At 69.9% G+C, this 19,617-nt stretch carries 16 protein-coding genes; 8 read left to right on the top strand and 8 right to left on the bottom strand.

The features are described 5' to 3' along the window. Nucleotides 1–191: 191 nt before the first annotated feature. Genes ACFUO4_RS22270 through ACFUO4_RS22260 form a run of 3 tightly spaced genes read right to left on the bottom strand, consistent with a single transcriptional unit; the run spans nucleotide 192 to nucleotide 3,729 of the window. Complete coding sequence (locus tag ACFUO4_RS22270) at nucleotides 192–1,163, bottom strand: ABC transporter permease (protein ID WP_079311995.1); 972 nt, start codon at nucleotides 1,161–1,163, stop codon at nucleotides 192–194. After that, complete coding sequence (locus ACFUO4_RS22265) at nucleotides 1,156–2,079, bottom strand: ABC transporter permease (protein WP_383487306.1); 924 nt, start codon at nucleotides 2,077–2,079, stop codon at nucleotides 1,156–1,158. Before ACFUO4_RS22265 ends, ACFUO4_RS22270 begins: the two co-directional genes overlap by 8 nt. 6 nt (nucleotides 2,080–2,085) lie before the next feature. After that, entirely contained in the window at nucleotides 2,086–3,729 is a 1,644-nt protein-coding gene (locus ACFUO4_RS22260; protein ID WP_383487303.1) for an ABC transporter substrate-binding protein, read from the bottom strand. A 475-nt stretch (nucleotides 3,730–4,204) separates the two neighbouring features. On the opposite strand from ACFUO4_RS22260, the gene ACFUO4_RS22255 reads away from it, so the two are divergent. The 6 genes from ACFUO4_RS22255 to ACFUO4_RS22230 all read left to right on the top strand — a co-directional run bounded on the left by ACFUO4_RS22255 (nucleotide 4,205) and on the right by ACFUO4_RS22230 (nucleotide 11,068). After that, complete coding sequence (locus tag ACFUO4_RS22255) at nucleotides 4,205–5,239, top strand: ABC transporter permease (RefSeq protein WP_383487300.1); 1,035 nt, start codon at nucleotides 4,205–4,207, stop codon at nucleotides 5,237–5,239. Between the two features lie 76 nt (nucleotides 5,240–5,315). Then, nucleotides 5,316–7,076: an ABC transporter substrate-binding protein gene (locus ACFUO4_RS22250; protein WP_383487297.1), complete on the top strand. Its 1,761-nt coding sequence runs from the start codon at nucleotides 5,316–5,318 to the stop codon at nucleotides 7,074–7,076. A gap of 101 nt (nucleotides 7,077–7,177) precedes the next feature. After that, nucleotides 7,178–8,158: an ABC transporter permease gene (locus ACFUO4_RS22245; protein WP_383487294.1), complete on the top strand. Its 981-nt coding sequence runs from the start codon at nucleotides 7,178–7,180 to the stop codon at nucleotides 8,156–8,158. 49 nt (nucleotides 8,159–8,207) lie between these two features. After that, nucleotides 8,208–9,242, top strand: coding sequence for an ABC transporter ATP-binding protein (locus ACFUO4_RS22240; RefSeq protein WP_079311983.1), 1,035 nt, complete (start codon nucleotides 8,208–8,210; stop codon nucleotides 9,240–9,242). Between the two features lie 26 nt (nucleotides 9,243–9,268). Continuing rightward, on the top strand, nucleotides 9,269–10,315 hold the full coding sequence (locus ACFUO4_RS22235) for an ABC transporter ATP-binding protein (protein WP_079311981.1): 1,047 nt from the start codon (nucleotides 9,269–9,271) through the stop codon (nucleotides 10,313–10,315). Nucleotides 10,316–10,600: 285 nt separating this feature from the next. After that, nucleotides 10,601–11,068, top strand: coding sequence for a hypothetical protein (locus ACFUO4_RS22230; protein ID WP_383487290.1), 468 nt, complete (start codon nucleotides 10,601–10,603; stop codon nucleotides 11,066–11,068). A gap of 22 nt (nucleotides 11,069–11,090) precedes the next feature. Here ACFUO4_RS22230 and ACFUO4_RS22225 read toward each other — a convergent pair whose 3' ends face one another. Next, nucleotides 11,091–11,594, bottom strand: a complete 504-nt coding sequence (locus ACFUO4_RS22225; RefSeq protein WP_079311977.1) for a DinB family protein — start codon at nucleotides 11,592–11,594, stop codon at nucleotides 11,091–11,093. Between the two features lie 54 nt (nucleotides 11,595–11,648). Then, nucleotides 11,649–12,029, bottom strand: coding sequence for a VOC family protein (locus tag ACFUO4_RS22220; RefSeq protein WP_079311975.1), 381 nt, complete (start codon nucleotides 12,027–12,029; stop codon nucleotides 11,649–11,651). 72 nt (nucleotides 12,030–12,101) lie between these two features. Between ACFUO4_RS22220 and ACFUO4_RS22215 the strand changes: the two genes are divergently transcribed. Both ACFUO4_RS22215 and ACFUO4_RS22210 read left to right on the top strand, forming a co-directional pair. Next, the gene (locus ACFUO4_RS22215) at nucleotides 12,102–12,839 is read left to right on the top strand and encodes a class I SAM-dependent methyltransferase (protein WP_383487285.1); all 738 of its coding nucleotides are present in this window, start codon (nucleotides 12,102–12,104) and stop codon (nucleotides 12,837–12,839) included. Between the two features lie 108 nt (nucleotides 12,840–12,947). Continuing rightward, complete coding sequence (locus ACFUO4_RS22210; RefSeq protein WP_383487282.1) at nucleotides 12,948–13,739, top strand: BTAD domain-containing putative transcriptional regulator; 792 nt, start codon at nucleotides 12,948–12,950, stop codon at nucleotides 13,737–13,739. Nucleotides 13,740–13,766: 27 nt separating this feature from the next. On the opposite strand, the gene ACFUO4_RS22205 is transcribed toward ACFUO4_RS22210, so the two are convergent. From ACFUO4_RS22205 to ACFUO4_RS22195, 3 genes are all read right to left on the bottom strand, one after another. After that, on the bottom strand, nucleotides 13,767–17,165 hold the full coding sequence (locus ACFUO4_RS22205; protein WP_383487279.1) for a BTAD domain-containing putative transcriptional regulator: 3,399 nt from the start codon (nucleotides 17,163–17,165) through the stop codon (nucleotides 13,767–13,769). Between the two features lie 111 nt (nucleotides 17,166–17,276). Beyond that, nucleotides 17,277–18,503, bottom strand: coding sequence for a hypothetical protein (locus ACFUO4_RS22200; RefSeq protein ID WP_383487276.1), 1,227 nt, complete (start codon nucleotides 18,501–18,503; stop codon nucleotides 17,277–17,279). Then, nucleotides 18,500–19,573 (bottom strand): HesA/MoeB/ThiF family protein, encoded by a 1,074-nt coding sequence (locus ACFUO4_RS22195; RefSeq protein WP_383487273.1) that lies wholly within the window; start codon nucleotides 19,571–19,573, stop codon nucleotides 18,500–18,502. Before ACFUO4_RS22195 ends, ACFUO4_RS22200 begins: the two co-directional genes overlap by 4 nt. Nucleotides 19,574–19,617: the final 44 nt, after the last annotated feature.

Genomic DNA, 19,617 nt, shown 5'->3' with positions numbered 1-19,617 from the left:
GCGCCCTCCGGCCCTCCCGCACCCCTACTCCTGAGGCGTCGCGGACGAGGTCCTCGCGGACCGCGGACGCCGATGCGGTGACCGGCCCGGCGGCGAAGCCGGGCCGGCCGAGGAGAGCGGGCGAGCCGCCTCCCACCTGCGCTCTCACGACTGCCTGCGGCTCCGCCGCACCTTCCGGCACCCTCACTCCGTCACCTCAGCTTCGGGTCGAGGGCGTCGCGGACCGCGTCGCCGAGCATGATGAAGGCCAGGACCGTGAGGGCCAGGGCGCCGGCGGGCCAGAGGAGCATGTGGGGGGCCTGGCGGATGTAGGCGGAGGCCGCGGAGATGTCGATGCCCCAGCTGACGGTGGGGGGCTTCAGGCCCACGCCGAGGTAGGAGAGCGTCGCCTCCAGGGCGATGTACGTGCCGAGGGCGATGGTCGCGACCACGATCACCGGGGCCACCGCGTTGGGGGCGATGTGGCGGAGCAGCTGGCGGGAGTTCGAGGCGCCCAGGGCCTTCGCCGCGTGCACGTAGTCGTTCTGTTTGGCCGTGATGACCGAGCCTCGCGCGATGCGGGAGATCTGCGGCCAGCCCAGCAGCACCATGAAGCCGATGACCGGCCACACCGTGTTGCTGGTGACGACCGAGAGCAGGACCAGGCCGCCCAGGACCACCGGGATCGCGAAGAACACGTCCGTGATCCGGGACAGGATCGAGTCCCAGAAGCCGCCGAAGAAGCCGGCGAGGCCGCCGAGGACCGAGCCCAGGATCGCGACCCCGAGCGTGGCGCAGACGCCGACCGTGACGGACGTACGGGCGCCGTAGACGGTACGGGTGTAGACGTCGCAGCCCTGGCCGTCGAAGCCGAAGGGGTGGCCCGGTTGCGAGCCCTCCTGCGCTTTGGCCAGGTCGCACTTGAGGGGGTTGCCCGACGCGATGAGGGAGGGCCAGAGGGAGATCACCACCAGGAAGAGGATCACCAGGCCCGAGATGATGAAGACGGGGTTGCGGCGCAGGTCGCGCCAGGCGTCGGACCAGAGCGAGCGGGGTTTGCCCTGGGGGCCGCCCGCCGGGCCGGGGCCCTTCTCCAGGGTGTTCGCCTCGCTGACCGCGAGGTCCATGGCACCCCCCATGCCGGTCCCGGCGATCGCGCCCTCGGGCTCCTGGGGTTCAGGCATAGCGGATCCTCGGGTCGAGTACGGCGTACAGGAGGTCGACGAGCAGGTTGGCGACCAGGAAGACCAGCACCAGGACGGTGACGAAGCCGACCACCGTCTGGGTGTTCTGGCGCAGGATGCCCTGGTAGAGCTGGTATCCGACGCCGTGGATGTTGAAGATCCGCTCGGTGACGATCGCGCCGCCCATCAGGGCACCGATGTCGGTGCCGATGAAGGTGACGACGGGGATCAGGGAGTTGCGCAGGAGGTGGCGGGTGATGACCCGGCGGCGGGGCAGGCCCTTCGCCACCGCCGTGCGGACGTAGTCGCTCCGCCTGTTCTCCGCGATCGACGTACGGGTCAGCCGGGTCACGTACGCCAGCGACACCGACGCCAGCACCAGTCCCGGCACGATCAGCTCGCTGAACGTGGCCTCCGTGGACACCGACGGTTTGATCCAGCCCCACTCGACGCCGAGCAGGAGCTGGAGCAGCAGACCCGTGACGAAGGTCGGGATCGAGATCACGACGAGGGTCAGCATCAGGACCGAGGTGTCGACGGGCTTGCCGCGGCGCAGGCCCGTGACGACACCCAGCGTGATGCCGATGACGATCTCGAACAGGATCGCGACGATCGTCAGGCGGATCGTCACGGGGAACGCCGTCGACATCAGCTCGGTGACCTTCTGGCCGTTGAACGCGGTGCCGAAGTCGCCGGTGAAGACGTTCCCCATGTAGGTCAGGTACTGCTGCCAGACCGGTTTATCGAGGCCGAACTCCTTCTTCAGCTGCGCGGCCGTGGCGGGGTCGCACTGCCGGTCGCCGCACAGGCCCGCGATCGGGTCGCCCATGACGTTGACCATGAGGAAGATCAGGAGCGTGGCGCCGATGAACACCGGGATCATCTGGAGCAGACGCCGGACGACGTAGCGTCCCATGGCGGGTCAGCTGACCTTGATCTCGTTGTAGACCGGGACGCTGAACGGGTTCAGCTTGACGTTGGACAGCCGCTCCGAGTAGCCCGCGCTGCCGTTCTGGTACCAGAGCGGGATCGCGCCCATGTTGTCCCGCAGCACCTTCTCGGCGTCCTGGAACTTCGAGACGGCCTTGGCGGTGTCGGTCTCGGCGTTGGCCTCGTCGACGAGCTTGTCGAAGTCCTTGTTGGACCACTTGCCGTCGTTGGAGGAGGCGTTGGTGTAGTACAGCGGCTGGAGGAAGTTCTGGATGAGCGGGTAGTCCATCTGCCAGCCGGCCCGGAAGGGGCCGCTCATCTTCTTCTCGGTGATCTGGTTGCGGTAGTCGGCGAAGGTGCCGACCGGGTTGCCGACGCAGGCCTTGTCGTTGTCGAGCGCGTTGTTGATGGAGTTGCAGACCGCGTCGACCCACTGCTTGTGGGAGCCGGTGTCCGCGTTGTACGTGATCTTGACCTGGCCGCCGGGGAGACCGCCGCCCTCCTCGATGAGCTTCTTGGCCGCCGCGGGGTCGTATTCGCAGGCGTCGCCGCAGAGGCCTTCCTTGAAGCCGCCGGCCTCGCCGAGGACCGGGGAGGTCCAGTCGGTGGCGGGGGTGCGGGTGTCGTTGAAGATGGTCTTGGTGATCTGGTCCCGGTCGATGGCCCGGGACAAGCCCGTGCGGACCTTCTCCATCCCGGGCTTGTCCCAGTTCTTGTCGTAGAACGGGAAGGCGAGGGTCTGGATGATGCCGGCCGGGGTGTTGAGGTAGCGGTCGCCGAGGTCGGCCTGGACGTTCTTGAGCTGGGCGGCGGGGACGTCGTCGACGAGGTCGAGGTTGCCGGCCATGAGGTCGGTGTAGGCGGTGTTGTTGTCGGTGTAGACCTTGAGGGTCACGCCGCCGTTCTGCGCCTTGTCGGGCCCGTGGTAGCCGTCCCACTTCTTCAGGGCCATCTGGGAGCCCTTGGTGTACGACTCGATGGTGTACGGGCCGTTGCCGACCGGCTTCTTCAGCCAGGCGTCGTGGTCGGTGAAGAAGGCCTGCGGGAGCGGGGCGTACGCCGGGTAGCCGAGGGTGTCCGGGAAGGTGGAGAACTTCTGGTTGAGCTTGACCGTGAAGGTCAGGTCGCCGGTGACCTTCAGCCCGGAGAGCGTCTGCGCGGTCTGCTTGCCGCCGTCCTCGGGGTGGACCTTGTCGTAGCCGTCGATGTACCCGAAGAAGTACGCGTTCTTCTGGTTGTTCTTGAGGCTGGCCCCGTAGTTCCAGGCGTCGACGAACGACTTGGCGGTGACCTTCTCGCCGTTGGAGAAGGTCCAGCCGTCCTTGACCGTGACGGTGAAGTTCTGCGAGTCGCTCGTGTCGATCTTCTCGGCGAGCATGTCCTCGGCCTTGCCGGTCTCCGGGTTGTACCTCTTCAGGGACCGGAAGATCATGTCGAGCACCTTGCCGCCCTGCACCTCGTTGGTGTTGGCCGGCTCCAGCGGGTTCTGCGGGTCGCCCCAGGAGGCGCTGAGTGTCGCGCTGCCGTCGCCACTGCCACTCCCGCCGCTGTCGCTGTCCCCACCTCCGCAGGCCGTCGCCGCGAGGGCTACCGCCGCCGCGCATGCGGCCCACTTGGCGTGCGTGGCTCCACGCATGGAGTGCCTCCTGATTGGCATCGCTGATCCGTTACCGGCAAATATCGACGTAAATCAGGCAAACCGCACACGTATTGAGCCCTTTAGGGGAACGGGTGGAGACCTCCCGGGTGCCTCCGGGGAACGTCCGATCTCTGCCGCAGTGGATCTTGCGTGTAGGACGCAATGGATCTTCACCATCCGATGCAGAACCGTTGGATTGCGACCCTCCTATGTACGGATTTCGACACGCTGCCGTCCGCATATCGAACTCATTGCCCGATTGGGGCAGTTGGTCCGATGTAAAACACGGATCGATCACGAGGCGCTACACGCGTAGCATCAGAATGGTCAAAGTGAGGCAAAGAAAGTAAAGAGAAACCCAAGTCGACCGAGAATTTATTGACCTTGAATGAATTGCGTTGAAAAAGTCCGGCGTAGCCCGTAGGGGAGTGCCCTGCGGAGTCATCAGACCCTCCCTTGGGCCAGGAGCACCATGACCCCCCCAACTCCATCGGCGGCTGCCCCGCTTGAGGTGACCGAAGAGAGTGCCGAGAAGTCGATCACTTCTCCCTCTCCGAAGGCCAACGAGAGCCGCTCTCCCGGGCAGCTTGCCTGGCGCCGGTTCAAGCGCGACCGTACGGGCGTCATATCGGCGTACATCGTGATCTTCTTCTTCGCGATCGCCGTCGCCGCTCCGCTCATAGCCAAGCTGTACGGGAAGAACCCGTACGACCAGTACGGACAGGACGCCCCGGTCGGGACCCTGCTCAACGACGCGGGCTACCCCGTCAAGCCCAACGGCGGCATCGACGGCAACTTCTGGTTCGGCATCGAGCCGTCCATGGGCCGCGACGTCTTCACCTTCCTGCTCTACGGCATCCGGACCTCGCTGATGATCGCCACGATCACCACGCTCCTGGTCACGGTCATCGGCGTGGTCATCGGCGTCTCCGCCGGCTACCTGGGCGGCAAGACGGACTACCTGGTCAGCCGGATCATCGACATCGTGCTGTCGTTCCCGTCCACGCTCTTCTTCATCGCCTTCACCCCCGTCGTGTACGGCATCTTCTGGGCTGCCGACGAGGAGATCCCGGCCTGGGGACGCGGCGTCTGCCTGGTCGTGCTCCTGACGGCCTTCGGCTGGGCCTCCATCGCGCGACTGCTGCGCGGTCAGGTGCTGGCCCTGCGCGAGCGCGAGTTCGTCGAAGCGGCCAAGGTGACCGGTGCCTCCCCGACGCGGATCATCTTCAAGGAACTGCTCCCCAACCTGTGGACGCCGATCCTCATCCAGTCCACGCTCGCCCTCCCGGCGTTCGTGACCGCTGAGGCCGGCCTGGCCTTCCTCGGCGTCGGCATCCAGGACCCGACCCCGGACTGGGGCGTGATGATTCAGCGTGGTGCGCAGTTCTACACGGACGACATCACCTTCATGATCTTCCCGGGCGTCTCGATGATCATCTTCGTCCTGGCGTTCAACCTTCTCGGCGATTCGGTGCGCGACGCACTCGACCCGAAGTCCAAGCGCTGAGTCCCCCGGCCCGGTCATCGTCGTCCGGCTGCTGGCAGCACCTCTCTCTCATTCATCTCAACCAGGCAGGTAGGCCATGTCCTTTTCCCGCAGAAACTTCCTGATCGCCACCGGTGTGGCGGCGGGTGCCTCCACCGTTCTGAGCGCTTGCAGCAGCGGCAACGCCGGCGGCACCGGCAGCAGCAAGGCTCCCTCGGTCGAGAAGGGCAAGGCCGCCAAGATCGACGTCGGCACCGCCGCCGACTCCAAGGGCCCCGCCCCGGAGATGCCGGGCGCTCGCAAGGGCGGCACGATCTACACCCTCGACCAGATCGACTACGACCACCTGGACCCGGCGCAGATCTACTCGTCGTACACGGGTGCCGGTTCGGTTCTGTTCCTGCGTGGTCTGACGGGCTACCGCGTCGACTCCAAGGGCAACACCACCCTGGTCGGCGACCTCGCCACGGACGCGGGCACCGTCAAGGACGGCGGCAAGACCTGGTCCTTCACGCTGAAGGACGGCGTGAAGTGGGAGGACGGCTCGACCGTCTCGATCGACGACGTCCGCCACACCTTCGAGCGTCTCTTCGCCGACTTCGTCACCGAGGGCCCCCGCTACCCGCAGAACTGGCTCGCCGGCGCCGACAAGTACAAGGGTCCCTACGAGGGCAAGCACCTGGACTCCATCGAGACGGACGGCAACACCGTCACCTTCCGTCTGAAGGAGGCGCACGCCGACTTCCCGTTCATGCTCGCCATGCGCGGCTACTCGATCGTGCCCAAGGCCAAGGACACGAAGAAGAAGTACGACCAGCGTCCGTTCTCCTGCGGCCCGTACAAGATCGAGTCCCGCAGCATCGACAAGTCCCTCACCCTCGTGCGCAACGAGCACTGGGACGCCAGCCTCGACCCGTGCCGCAACGGCTACCCGGACAAGGTCGTCATGCAGTTCGGCTTCCAGTCCCTGGCCTCCACGGACCGCTACATCGCCGACACGGGCAACGACCAGTACGCGCTGTCCCTGCTGAACGAGGTCGCCCCCGAGCGCATCACCAAGGTGATGGGCGACGCCACGCTCAAGTCGCGGGTGCTGACGCAGGTCGACACGACCACGTACTACTTCCCGATCAACATGACGCGCATCAAGGACGTCAAGGTCCGTCAGGCGATCAACTACGCGTGGCCGGCGCAGCAGCTGAAGCAGCAGCGTGGTGGCTCGCAGGTCACCGCGACCGCGACCACGATCATCTCCCCGCTGACCCCGGGGCACGAGGACTTCGACCTGTACGGCAAGAAGACCAAGCCGACCGGTGACCCGGAGAAGGCCAAGGCGCTGCTGAAGGAAGCCGGCAAGGAGGGCCAGAAGCTGGTCATCGCCTTCCAGCAGTCCGACAGGGCCGTCAAGGAAGCCGTCACCATCAAGAACGCCCTCACCAAGGCGGGCTTCAACGTGGTGACCAAGCAGGTCGACAAGACCACCTTCTACTCCGAGATCGGTCAGCTGGACAACGGCTTCGACCTGTTCGCCGCGGGCTGGGGCCCGGACTGGCCGGCCGGTTACGCCGTCATCCAGCCCTGCTGGGACGGCAGCCAGATCGCTGACGGTGGCGTCAACTGGTCGCAGCTGAACGACACCAGCGTCAACAAGGCGATCGCCGCGGCCACCGCCATCACCGACGCGGACAAGGCCAACGCGGCCTGGGGCGCGATCGACAAGCAGATCATGCAGCTCGCGGCCTGCGTGCCCGACTACAACCCGATCCGTAACTACTTCTACGGTTCCAAGGTCGGCGGCATGGTCTACAACGCCGGTGACACCTGCGTCGCCATCGGCAAGGTCTTCGCCAAGGCCTGACGCTTTCCCGGGGCGGCGGTCCGACCGACCGCCGCCCCGGCCCCGTCCTAGCCCGCTCCCCACACCCCGGCGACGGCGCCCCGTCCGGAAAGTCTCACCCCATGTTCCGTTTCCTGGTCCGCCGAGTGCTCGGCGCACTCGTGATTCTGCTGATCATCAGCGCCGTCACCTTCTTCCTCTTCTACGCCATCCCGCGCGACCCGGCGCGTATGGCGTGCGGCAAGGTCTGCCCCGACTCCCTGCTGGCACAGGTGCGGCAGAACCTCGGGATCGCCGACCCCATGCCGGTGCAGTACTGGCACTGGCTCCAGGCCATCTTCGTGGGCCGGGACTACGTGGGCATCGGACACTGTGACGCGCCCTGCTTCGGCTACTCGTTCAGCAACAACGTGAACGTGTACGACACGATCATGGAGCGGATGCCCACCACCATCTCGCTCGCCATCGGCGGCGCCTTCTTCTTCCTGCTCATCGGTGTCGGCACCGGCATGCTGGCCGCGGTCAAGCAGGGCAAGTTCCTCGACAAGGCCGCGAGCTCCTTCTCGCTCATCGGCTCGTCGATGCAGATCTACTTCGTCGGCTACATCGCGATGTTCTTCTTCGTGACCCAGCTGCACCTCCTGGACCAGCCGTCGTACACGCCGTTCAGCGACAACCCCGGCGCCTGGTTCTCGGGCCTGCTGCTGCCGTGGCTGGTGCTGTCGATCATCTTCACGGCCAACTACACGCGTATGACCCGCTCGCAGCTGGTGGAACAGCTCAGCGAGGACTACGTGCGGACGGCGCGGGCGAAGGGCCTGTCCCGCTCCTCGGTCTTCTTCCGCTTCGCCTGGCGTGGCGCGATGGGCCCGATCGTGACCATCTTCGGCATCGACCTCGGCACCCTGATCGGCGGCGCGATCATCACCGAGCAGACGTTCAGCATCCAGGGTCTCGGAGCGCTCGCCGTCCGCTCGGTGGACAACAGCGACCTGCCCATGCTGCTCGGCGTCACCATGATCGCGGCGGCCGGCATCGTCTTCGCCAACATCATCGTGGACGCCGTCTACGCCCTCATCGACCCGCGTATCCGGCTCGCCTGATCCGGTCCCCCTCCAGCTACCCCCCGGCATGACCCCCAGGAGCGTCCCCGTGACGAGCACCGATCAGCAGGCCTTCCTCTCCGTCAGGGACCTGAAAGTCCACTTCTCCACCGAGGACGGCATCGTCAAGGCCGTCGACGGGCTGACCTTCGACCTCGAAAAGGGCAAGACCCTCGGCATCGTGGGCGAGTCCGGCTCCGGCAAGTCGGTCACCAACCTGACGATCCTGGGCCTGCACGACCGGCACCGCACCGCCATCGACGGCGAGATCCTGCTCGACGGCAAGGAGCTGACCACGGCTCGCGAGTCCGAGCTGGAGAAGCTGCGCGGCAACAAGATGGCGATGATCTTCCAGGACGCCCTGGCCTCGCTGTCGCCGTACCACACCATCGGCAAGCAGATCGGTGAGACGTACCGCAAGCACACCGGCGCCTCGAAGTCGGAGGCCCGGAAGCGGGCGATCGAGATGCTGCGGCGCGTCGGCATCCCGCAGCCGGACATGCGGGTGGACGACTACCCGCACCAGTTCTCGGGCGGTATGCGCCAGCGCGCGATGATCGCCATGGCGCTGGTCTGCGACCCCGAGCTGCTGATCGCCGACGAGCCGACCACGGCGCTCGACGTGACGGTGCAGGCCCAGATCATGGACCTGCTCAAGGACCTCCAGCAGGAGTTCGGCACCGCGATCATCTTCATCACCCACGACCTCGGTGTCATCGCCGACATCGCGGACGACGTGCTGGTGATGTACGGCGGCCGGTGTGTGGAGCGGGGTACGAAGGAGGAGGTGCTGCGCACGCCGCAGCACCCCTACACGGTCGGTCTGCTCAGCTCGATGCCGAGCCTGGACGGCCCGGTCGACGTACCGCTGTCGCCGATCCCCGGCTCGCCGCCGTCGCTGCTGAACCCGCCCTCCGGCTGCCGCTTCCACCCGCGCTGCGCCTTCGCCGAGAAGGTCCCGGGCGGACTGTGCTCCACCGAGCGCCCGCTGCTGAAGGTCGAGGCCGGCCGGGGTTCCGCCTGCCACCTCACGCTGGACCAGCGCCAGGAATTCTTCGCCGACCTCGCCGCGACCCGGCACTGACGTAACTGAGACGGGATTTCACCATCATGAGCAACACGAACCCCCTCCTGGACGTCACCGGCCTGACGAAGCACTTCCCGGTCAAGGGCGGTTTCCCGATCCGGCGCACGGTCGGCGCGGTGCAGGCCGTCGACGGCCTCGACTTCCAGGTGAACGAGGGCGAGGCCCTCGGCCTGGTCGGCGAGTCCGGCTGCGGCAAGTCGACGACCGGCCGCCTGATCACGCGCCTCCTGGAGCCCACCGGCGGCAAGATCTCCTACCGCGGGCAGGACATCACGCACGCGGGCCGCAAGGAGCTGGCGCCGGTCCGTTCCGAGATCCAGATGATCTTCCAGGACCCGTACGCGTCCCTGAACCCCCGTCAGACGGTCGGCAAGATCATCTCGGGTCCGATGGAGATCAACGACATCAACCCGGAGGGCGGCCGCGAGAAGCGGGTCCGCGAGCTCCTGGAGATCGTCGGCCTGAACCCGGAGCACTACAACCGCTTCCCGCACGAGTTCTCGGGCGGCCAGCGGCAGCGCATCGGCGTAGCACGTGCGCTGGCCCTGGAGCCGAAGCTGATCGTCGCGGACGAGCCGGTCTCGGCCCTCGACGTCTCCATCCAGGCGCAGGTGGTGAACCTGCTCCAGAAGGTCCAGCAGGAACTGGGCATCGCGTTCGTCTTCATCGCCCACGACCTGGCGGTGGTACGGCACTTCTCGCAGCGCGTGGCGGTCATGTACCTCGGCAAGATCGTCGAGATCGCCGACCGTGACGACCTGTACGGCAACCCGCGTCACCCCTACACCAAGGCGCTGCTGTCGGCGGTTCCCGAGGCGACGGTGGACGAGACGCCGGCGCGTGAGCGCATCCGCCTCCAGGGCGACGTGCCGTCCCCGCTGAACCCGCCGTCGGGCTGCCGCTTCCGCACCCGCTGCTGGAAGGCGACGGAGAAGTGCGCGACCGAGGCACCGCCGCTGGTCCAGGTCGAGGGCAACAAGCCGGGCCACCTGACGGCGTGCCACTACCCGGAGACGGAGGGAACCGTTCCGGCGCCCCGTCTCTCCAAGGACCCCCAGGCGGCGGCCTGACACACCCCTTTACCGTCAGCCGCCCCCTACCGGGACCGGACTTTCAAGGCCCATTGACCCGAGCCCGCGAACGTCCGCTTCCAGGGGAACAGAAGGCCCGCGCCCTCCCCAGGGTGCGGGCCTTCATTCATTCACACCAGCACTTACTTCGAACTCCTCTTCTTACCCTCAGCTTTTCCTCAACTACCTTTCGCCAGCGGCTTCACGCCAGCAGAATGATCACCGTGGCGCGCTGACCACGCACCGAAAAGAAACGGGCCAATCACTGTGAAGAGCACGAAAAACATGAAGCGGCTGGGCCTTTCCGCAGGAGCACTGGCACTGGGCTTCTCAGCCCTGGTTCCCACCTCGCCCGCGCAAGCGGCGGCGGGCGGCACCACCTTCCACCTCGTCAACCAGGCCACCGGAAAGTGCCTGCAGATGGACTGGGAAGGCGAAAAGATCACCCAGGCGAAGTGCAAGAACACCAAAAAACAGTGGTGGGGGAACTGGGGCGGCAAGCTCTACTCGGAGTACAACCGCGCCTCCTGGTGCATGGCCCATTCCGGCAAGGAAAAGGCGCTGTTCGCGCGGAATTGCAGCGACTCGCAGGTCTGGGGTTGGACGAGCCTCAAGCCGAACGCCAAGACATCCATAGCTTCCGCAAAGTGCGGTTATCTCAAAGTGGTCGACGGCAAGGTCAAGTGCGGAAAGAGGACGGGCATCGGAAGCGAGCCCGGGCGCAAGAAGATGACCTGGATCATCAAGTACTGACCCAGCCCGTCTTACCCCGGAATCACACCCCGGTCTTCCCGTCCACCAGCTCGCGCACGATGTCCAAGTGCCCGTTGTGGCGGGCCGTTTCCTCGATCAGGTGGAGGAGGATCCAGCGGAGGTCGACGTGGCGGCCGTCGCGGATGGGGCGTTGTGCCCGGGTGTCGAGGTCGTTCGCCGCGACCAGGTCGCGGTAGCGGGCCGACGCCTCCTCGTAGTCGCGCAGGACGTCCGCCAGCGGCATGTCGACGGCGATGCGCATCTCGCGGTCGGGGTCCTCCTCGGTCCAGGGGCCGTTCTCCTCCTCGCCGAGGAAGACGACCTGGAACCACCAGTACTCGACCCAGCGCAGGTGGTTGACCAGGCCGGCCAGGGTCATGAGCGGGGAGCCCGGGAGCGGGGACCTGACCGCGTTCTCCGCGGAGACGTCCTCGCACTTGGCCACGGCGGTGGCCCGGGCGTAGTCGAGGAAGGTGGTGAGCTGGGTGCGTTCGTCCCAGGCGGCGGGGGTGTCGGTTCTTGTCATCGGGAAGCATGATTCCCGGCCGGGATCCCGCTGTCGAATGCTTTGTCGAATGCCTCAGCGGGCCACCAGCTCGACCTCGAACCCGTCCCCGTCCTCCAGATAGGCCGCGTAGTGTTCCGCCCCGCCCGCGTACGGATGCCGGTCCGGGAAGAGCAGCGTCCAGCCGTGCCGCGGCGCCTCCGTCACCAGCGCGTCCAGCTCCGTGCGGCCCGGCACATGGAACGCCAGGTGGTTCAGCCCGGGGCGCATGCGGTCGTGGTGGCCGCCCGTCAGCGCCGGGGACTGCTCCAGGACGACGTACGTCTCCCCCGTCCGCCAGCTGCGGCCCGCCGGCCAGTCCTGGTACGGCTCCCAGCCCAGCCGCTCCAGCAGCCAGCCCCAGGACGTCACCGCCCGTCCGAGGTCCGGTACCCACAGCTCGACGTGGTGCAACAACTGGCCGCTCCCTCAGGGTCGTAGAGGCCTGATCCTGTCACGTCGTTCAGTAGCCTGTGGGACACTGCCGCGATGGTCGATCGCTCGTTCGCGGATCTCTCGCTCGCCGCGCTGTACGACTCCCTGCACCCATGGGGCCCGGGCGACGACTTCTACGCGCGCCTCGTCCGGGACGCCGGCGCCGTCCTCGACGTCGGCTGCGGCACCGGGCGGCTGCTCGCCCGGGCGCGGGCCGTGGGGCACCGCGGGCGGCTCGTGGGGGTCGATCCGGCCGCCGCCATGCTCGTACAGGCGCGGCGGCGGGAACCGCATGTGGAGTGGGTGCTCGGGGACCTGCGTTCGCACTTCTGGCGCGGGGAGTTCGACCTCGTCGTGATGACCGGGCACGCCTTCCAGGCTCTCGTCACCGACGACGACGTACGACAGGCTCTGCACGCCGTCCGGGACGCGTTGCGTGCCGGGGGGCGGTTCGTGTTCGACACGGTGAATCCGGCCGCCCGGGTGTGGGAGGGCTGGGGCCCCGAGCACATCCGCGAGGGCGCCGACGCCGAGGGGTCGGTCGCGTGGATGTGGCGGGAGGTCTCCTGTCCCGTCGCCGGCGACCGGGTCACCTTCACCGAGACCTACGAGGGCGTCCGCTGGGACCACCCCCAGATCAGCACCACCACGCTCCGGCTCCTCGACCCGTACGGCATCGGGCGCTTCCTGGCCGAGGCCGGTCTGACGGTCGTGGAGCAGTACGGGGACTGGGGGCGGGGGCCGGTCAGCGCCGCGAGCCCCGAGATCGTCACCGTCGCCGGACGCCGCTGACGCCCTGGGTGGCGGCGCTCCCGCCCGGCCGCCGTGCGGAATCCGTGCGGGAGCCGAACAGCCGCCCGGCACAGTGGTGCTCTCAGTGGTTCCGGATACGGGGGCACCATGGACATACAGCTGCTCGGATGCGTGGAGGCACGCGTCCGCACCGGCGAAAAGGTGCCGCTCGCACACGGCACGAAACTTCTGCTGGCCGCCCTGGCCTGGACCCCGGGCACCTTCGTGGCCGACGAGGTCCTGGCGGAGCGCGTGTGGCCCGAGCGGCTGCCCCAGCATCCGCGCGAGGCGCTCTACATCCAGGCCACGCGGCTGCGCAAGGCGCTCGGTGGAGTGGGCGGGGCCCCGGCCGACGAGGCCGAGCTGTCCCGCAGGCGCGGCGGATACGTCCTCGTCGTCGACGAGCAGAGCGTGGACACCGTGCGGTTCCGCACCCTCGTACGGGAGGCCCGGCTCAGTGCCAGGGACGGGGGCGTCGAACGCGCCCTCGACCTGTACACCCAGGCGCTCGAACTGTGGAGCGGCGAGCCGCTCTCCGATGTGCGCACGCCCTGGGCGGAGACGGCCCGGGTGGCGTTGCGGCGCGAGCACCGGGAGGCGCTGGTCGGCAGCGCCGAACTCGGGCTGCGGACCGGGCGGGTCGAGGAGTGCCTGCGGCGGTTGAGCCGGCTGGCGGACATGCACCCCTTCGACGAGAAGGTCACCGGTCTGCTCATGCTCGCCCTCCATCGGGCCGGCCGGCAGGTGGACGCACTGGACTGCTTCGACCTGCTGCGCCTGCGGATGGTCGATCTGCTGGGGTGCGAGCCGGGTCCCGAACTGGTCGCCCTGCGCGAGCGGATCCTGGCCCGGGACCCGGATCTCGTCCCGGTGGCCGCCCACACGGCGGCACCTCGCTGACATCCCCCCGCCGGGGCCGCCCCCGTCTCAACCGTCGTCGCCGGGCTCGGTGAAGTGTTCGGTGAGGTACAGGTCGAGCCGGGACTCCGCGTCCAACGGCAGCTCTCGGTGCGGGGCCGCGGGTCGCGGTCGTACGCCCTCGGGGGGTGGTCCGTGCAGCGCCGCACGGGCGTGTTCCGGGGTGCCGATCGTGTCGAAGAGGGCGGTAGCCCGCGTCCGCGCCGCCGCGGCCGGCCCCGAGGCGCCCTGGGCCTCGTGCGCGGCGGCCAGGGCCAGTGCGGCTCGGGCCTCGATCAGGCGCTGGCCGGAGTCCCGGGCCCGCGCGACCGCCTCCTCCGCCGCGTCCAGGGCGCCGGCCGGGTCGCCGTTCTCCAGCCGGATCACCGCGGCGGCCACCTGGACCCGGGGAAGCGTGAGCGGGCTGCCGTCCACGGCCAGGCGGGCGGCGCTGTCCAGGTGGTCCAGGGCCACACCCGGGAGGCCGGTCGCGCGGGCGACGGCGGCGCGTTCCACCAGGATCTCTATATGGCCCGTGCGATGTCCGGTCCGTTCGGCGATCTCGAACGCGGCGTCCAGGTGGCCGGCCGCCTCGTCCGCCCGGCCGGCCCGCAGCTTCAGTGCCGCAAGTCCCACCAGGGAGTCGACCTGGCAGTTGCGGTTCTCCGCCCGCAGCGAGATGGCGAGCGCGTCCTCGTAGGCCGGCAGCGCGCGTTCGTCCTGGCCCGCGTCGGCCCGTACCCGGCCCAGGGTCTCCAGGGCGACCGCCTCGGCGTAGGTGGACCCGGAGTCGCGGCAGACGAGGAAGCAGGTGCGCAGCGCGGCCTCCGCCTCGGCGAACCGGGCCTGCTTCTGCCGGGCCAGGGCGAGGTTGACCAGGGCCAGCGCCCGGTGGTGGTCCGCGGTGGCGCCGATCAGGGCGAGCGCGGCGCCGGCCGCCTCCTCGGCCGCGTCGGTACGGCCCAGGGCCAGGTTCAGCGAGGCCATGTTGATCAGCATGACCTCCTCGCTCCTGACCTCTCCCAGGGTGCGGTACAGGGCGAGGGCGCGCCGGTAGCGGGGCAGGGCCCGCAGGGGTTCGCCGAGCAGTTTCAGGGTGACGGCCGCGCCCTGGAGCGCCACGGCCTCGCCGTGGGTCCAGTCGGCCTTGCGCGCCCGTTCCTCCGCCTGCTCGTACTCGGCCAGGGCACCGCGCAGGTCCCCGTTGCGCCAGCGGGCGTGGCCCACCGACACATGCATCGCGACCTGGCCGCGCAGGTCCCCGTCGCGTTCGGCGGCCGCCCGGGCCAGCAGCGCCAGGCGCATCCAGTCGGCGAGCGGGCGCCGGTGGTGGAACAGGTCCTGCAAGGCGTCGACCAGCCCCCACGCGAACCGGGCGGGCCCGTGCTCGGCGGCATGGCCGATGGCCGCCGCGATGTCGTCCCACTCGGCGTCGAACCAGTCGTACGCCTCCTCCGTGGTGCGGAACTCCCGCGGCAGCGAGCCGTCGAGGGCGTCGGGGCGGTCCCGCATGAGGTACAGGCCCGCCGTCCTGGCCGCGTTGACGACGCTCTGCACATAGTGGTCGAGGAGCCGCTCGACGGCCGCCGCGCGTTCGGCGGCGGTGTCCTCGGCGGCGGTGCGGTCGCGGGCGTACTCGTGGACGAGGTCGTGCCAGGCGGTACGGCCGTGACCGGCGTCGTGCAGCAGGTGCACCCGCTGGGCCAGCCGCAGCAGGTCGGCCGTCGCGGCCTCGTCGGTGTGCGCGGCCGCGGCGGCCGCACGGAGCGAGCGACCGGTGCCGGGCAGCAGGCCCAGCCGCCGGAAGACGCGCCGGGCGGCGTCGGGGAGGGCGCCGTACGACATGTCGAGGGCGGCGCGTACGGCGATGCTCTCCTCGCCCTCGACATGCAGCCGGGCGAGCCGTCCGCGGTCGGCGAGGTCGCGGACGTAGGTCCGGATGCCGCCGGGGCTGCCGCCGATCCATGAACCGGCCACGCACAGGGCCAGCGGCAGGCGGTCGCAGAGCTCGACCAGCTCGGCGGCGGCCGCCGGATCGGCGTCGACGGCCTCGGCGCCGACCACGGCGCCGATCAGCTCCAGGGCGCCGGTGCGGTCCAGGACGTCGCACGCCACCCGGTACGCGCCGTCGAGGGTGACCAGTCCGCTGAGCTTGTCGCGGCTGGTCACCAGGGTCAGGGACCCGGTGGACGCGGGCCGCAGCAGCCGTACCGTCGCGGGGTCCGCCGCGTCGTCCAGGACGACGAGGACCCGACGGTCCGCCAGCAGGGTCCGGTACAGGGCGGTCTGCGCCTCGGTGCCGAGCGGGATGTCCCGGGGGCCACAGCCCAGGCCCTGCAGCAGCAGGGGCAGTGCTTCCTCGGGGCCCATGGGTTCGGCGTCGTCGAAGCCCCGCAGGTCCAGGAACAGCTGTCCGTCGGGGAACCGGTCGGCGACCCGGTGGGCCCAGTGCAGGGCCAGCGCGCTCTTGCCGACGCCGGCCGGGCCGACGAGGAGAGCGAGCGGTTCGGCGGTGCGCAGAGCGGCGTCCAGGCCCCGCAGTTCGGCGTCGCGGCCGACGAAGCGCCGGGGCGGGGGCGGGAGTTGGCGGGGCACCCGGCGCTCGGACCCGGGCCGCGCCGGGGGGACGGGTGCGGGGCGGGTGGCGGGCGGGCGGCGCGCGGGCGGCACGGTGGCCGCGGTGCCGCCGGCGAGCAGCCGCCGGTGCAGGGTGCGCAGGTCGTCCGAGGGTTCCAGGGCGAGTTCGTCGACCATGCGGCGGCGCAGCTCCGCGTACACCTGGAGCGCCTCGGCGGGCCGCCCGTCCGCCTGGAGCGCACGCATCAGCAGGGCGTGCGGGCGTTCGCGCAGGGGGTGGGCGGTGGTGAGGCGGAGGAGCTCGGCGACGGCCTGCCGGTGCCGGCCGGTCTCGAGGTCCGCCTCGGCCGCGCTCTCCCGGGCGACGACGTGCAGTTCGCCGAGCCGTCGCCGTTCCGCCTCGCTGCCGGCCGTCTCCGGCAGGTCGGACAACGGCTCGCCCCGCCACAGGCCGAGGGCCTGCTCGGCGTGGTGGCGCACGGTGTCCCAGTCGCCGTTCGCCGCGGCGCGTGAACCGTCCTCGACCAGTTGCTCGAAGGTGAGCAGGTCGAGTTCGCCGGGGCGGGCGTGCATGACGTAGCCGGGCCGACGCGTGGTCAGCAGGCTGGGGCCGTGCGGGCCGAGGACCCGGCGGACCTCGGCGACGAGGGCGCGCACGCGCGCGGCGCCCGCTCCGGGTGGACGGCTGTCCCAGAGAAGGTCGATCAGGCGGTCGACGGAGACCACATGGTCGGCGTGGAGCAGGAGCGCGGTGCACAGCGCGCGCTGCCGTCCGGTGAGCGCGGCGGGCTGCCCATCGATCTCGACTTCCAGCGGGCCGAGCACTCGAAAGCAAAGCCGGGGGGTGAGCATTCACAGAACGTAATCCAGGGCTCTCGGCCAAGCAACGCCCGCCCGAGACACAGGAATTGCACAGCATTTCCCTTCTGTTTCCTTCCCCCTTCCCTTCTCTCCCGCTCCGCCTCAGCCCGTACGGCGTCCCGCCCACGTCCATGCGTTGCGCAGCACTCCCCGCACCCGCGGCCCGTGCCGCCGCCACCACAACCGCGCCCACAGCACCTGGAGCCCCGTCAGAAGCAGCACCGTGACCAGGGCGTCGAGCCTCAGCAGCGGGTCGGTGCCGGTCAGCAGTCGGTGGCCGGAGCGGGCCAGGAGCGGCCAGGTGACGTCCAGCAGCAGCCGCAGCCCGACGAAGACACAGGCGATCGAGCCCGCCACCGCGCCCGCCGCGTACGCCTTGAGCATCCGCCGTTCACCGGGTCGCCGCCCGGCCAGCGGATCGCGGCTCGCCCGGCGCAGGAGCCGGGCCCCGAGGTGGCGGAGCCAGGCGCCGGCGTCGCCGTAGAGGTTGCGGCACCCGGTCAGGTCCTGGGCGACGAAGTACAGGTCGGTGCGCATGAAGACCAGGCACTGGTTGGCGAAGGAGGTGACCAGGGTCATCGCGACGACCGGCAGCAGGGGCGAGTCGGCGCCGGCCGCGAGGGCGAGCAGACAGCCGCCCCAGACGGCGGCGTCCACGGCGAGCCCGGACAGATACACGGTGAGCCGCGCCCGCCGGCCCTTGAGCCAGATCCCGGACACCTCGGTCTGGGCCACCAGGAATTGCAGCCGGGTGCCCAGCCGCACCCGCCCGGCGACCCCGGCGGCCCGCGCGGTCACCAGGTGCGCCAGTTCGTGCAGGCCGATCAGACACCAGGCGGCGAGCGACTGCACGAGGAGGTTGACGGTGCCGAGGCGCGCCCACACCAGGTCGTCCCAGGTGGGCAGGGAGCGTCCGCGCAGCACGACGGCCACGAGTCCGGCGACGGGGACGGCGAGGACGGCGGCGTGCAGAGCGGGAGAGAGGACCCAGCGGACGTGGTGTTGCCGCAGCCGGGGCAGCGAGACCGGGACCGGCGCCGTCTCGAAGCGCCGGGTCCCGATCGCGGCGACCAGACCGGCGGCGGCCAGCGACTCGGCGAACGCCCCGACGTCGAGGTCACGGCCGGTGTCCTGGCGCAGTGTGCCGCGGGTCTGGCCCACGGTGCGTCCCTCGGCGAGCAGCCGGAGCGCGGCGACGCCGATCTCGGGCAGTGCGATGACCTGGTCGTTGCCCTGCCGGCCGACGATCCACTCGTCCCGGTCCTGCCGCATCTCCAGCGGGTGCAGGACGACGGTGGGGTCCGGCTCCGGCGGCGCGGCGGCCGTCACGGCCCGCACACCGGGCAGTCGGGCCGGGCCGGGTGCCGTACGAAGACGTGCTGGTCGGGTGCGATCAGGTTCACCCCGCGCACATAGCCGGGCGGGGTGGCGCCGATGCCGGTGAGCAGGGCGATGACCTCGTGGGCGATGAGCTGTCCGGAGATCCCGGCGGCGGGGGCCAGCGCTCCGGCGGTCCCCAGGTGCGGGGTCCACCCGGGTTTGAGCTTGGCCTCCTCGCCGGCGCCGACGCACTCGAAGCAGGGGCCGTCGGGTGCGTACACCCCGACCGTCGCCAGGGGGCCGCTGTAGCCGGCGGACACCCACGGCACGCCCAGGGTCGCGCAGACCCGGTTCGTCATCTTCCGGATGAGGTCGCCGCGGGGCTCGTCCGCGCACAGCACGAAGACGTCCCGGTGCCGTGCGAGGTCGGTGAGCGCGGCCTCGGTGTCGGCGCGGCGGCTCTCGTGGGTGTAGCGGCCGGCCGAGTTCATGGCCGCGAGGCGGCGGGCCGCCGTCTCCGCCTTGGGGCGGCCGAGGTCGGCCTCGGTGTAGAGCACCTGCCGACTGAGGTTGGACTCCTCGACCACGTCGGGGTCCACGAGGTGCAGCTCGCCCACCCCGGCGGCGGCCAGCGCCCACGCGGCGTGGCTGCCCGCGCCGCCCACGCCCAGCACGGTCACGCGGGCCTGCTTGAGGCGCAGTTGGGAGGACCAGGCGTCGACGCCGGGGCGCAGGTCGACGTACCGGAAGTAGGTGTGGTTCCGGCTGTAACGCTCGCGTTCGCGGTCGGTGAGGCCGTCCGGAGGAGGGGCGGCGGCGTCCTCGACGTAGCCGGTGTCGAGCAGTTCGGCGAGCAGCCTGCGGGCGCCTTCGGGGCCCAGCGCGGGATGGCTGTCCGCGAGGGCGCGCTCGATGCGGTCCGGCGGTGTGGCGCCGTCGAGCAGGGTGAGCGCGTCCCAGACCCAGCCGTGCGGATCGGCGATCTCCGCCGCGACTCCGTAGACCCCGCCGCCGAGCCGGAGTGTTCCGTCGTCGAAGCGGTGCGGGGCGTGCTCCGCCTTGATCCGTGGCAGCTGCACGGGCGTCTCCTCGGGAAACGACCCCGGCGGCGGAGCCGGTCCGC

Origin of the sequence: Streptomyces sp. NPDC057280 (genome assembly GCF_042668605.1) — a bacterium.
Classification (GTDB): domain Bacteria; phylum Actinomycetota; class Actinomycetes; order Streptomycetales; family Streptomycetaceae; genus Streptomyces.
The sequence above is the reverse complement of the archived record's forward strand: the minus strand, read 5'-3'. Positions and strand labels throughout refer to the sequence as shown.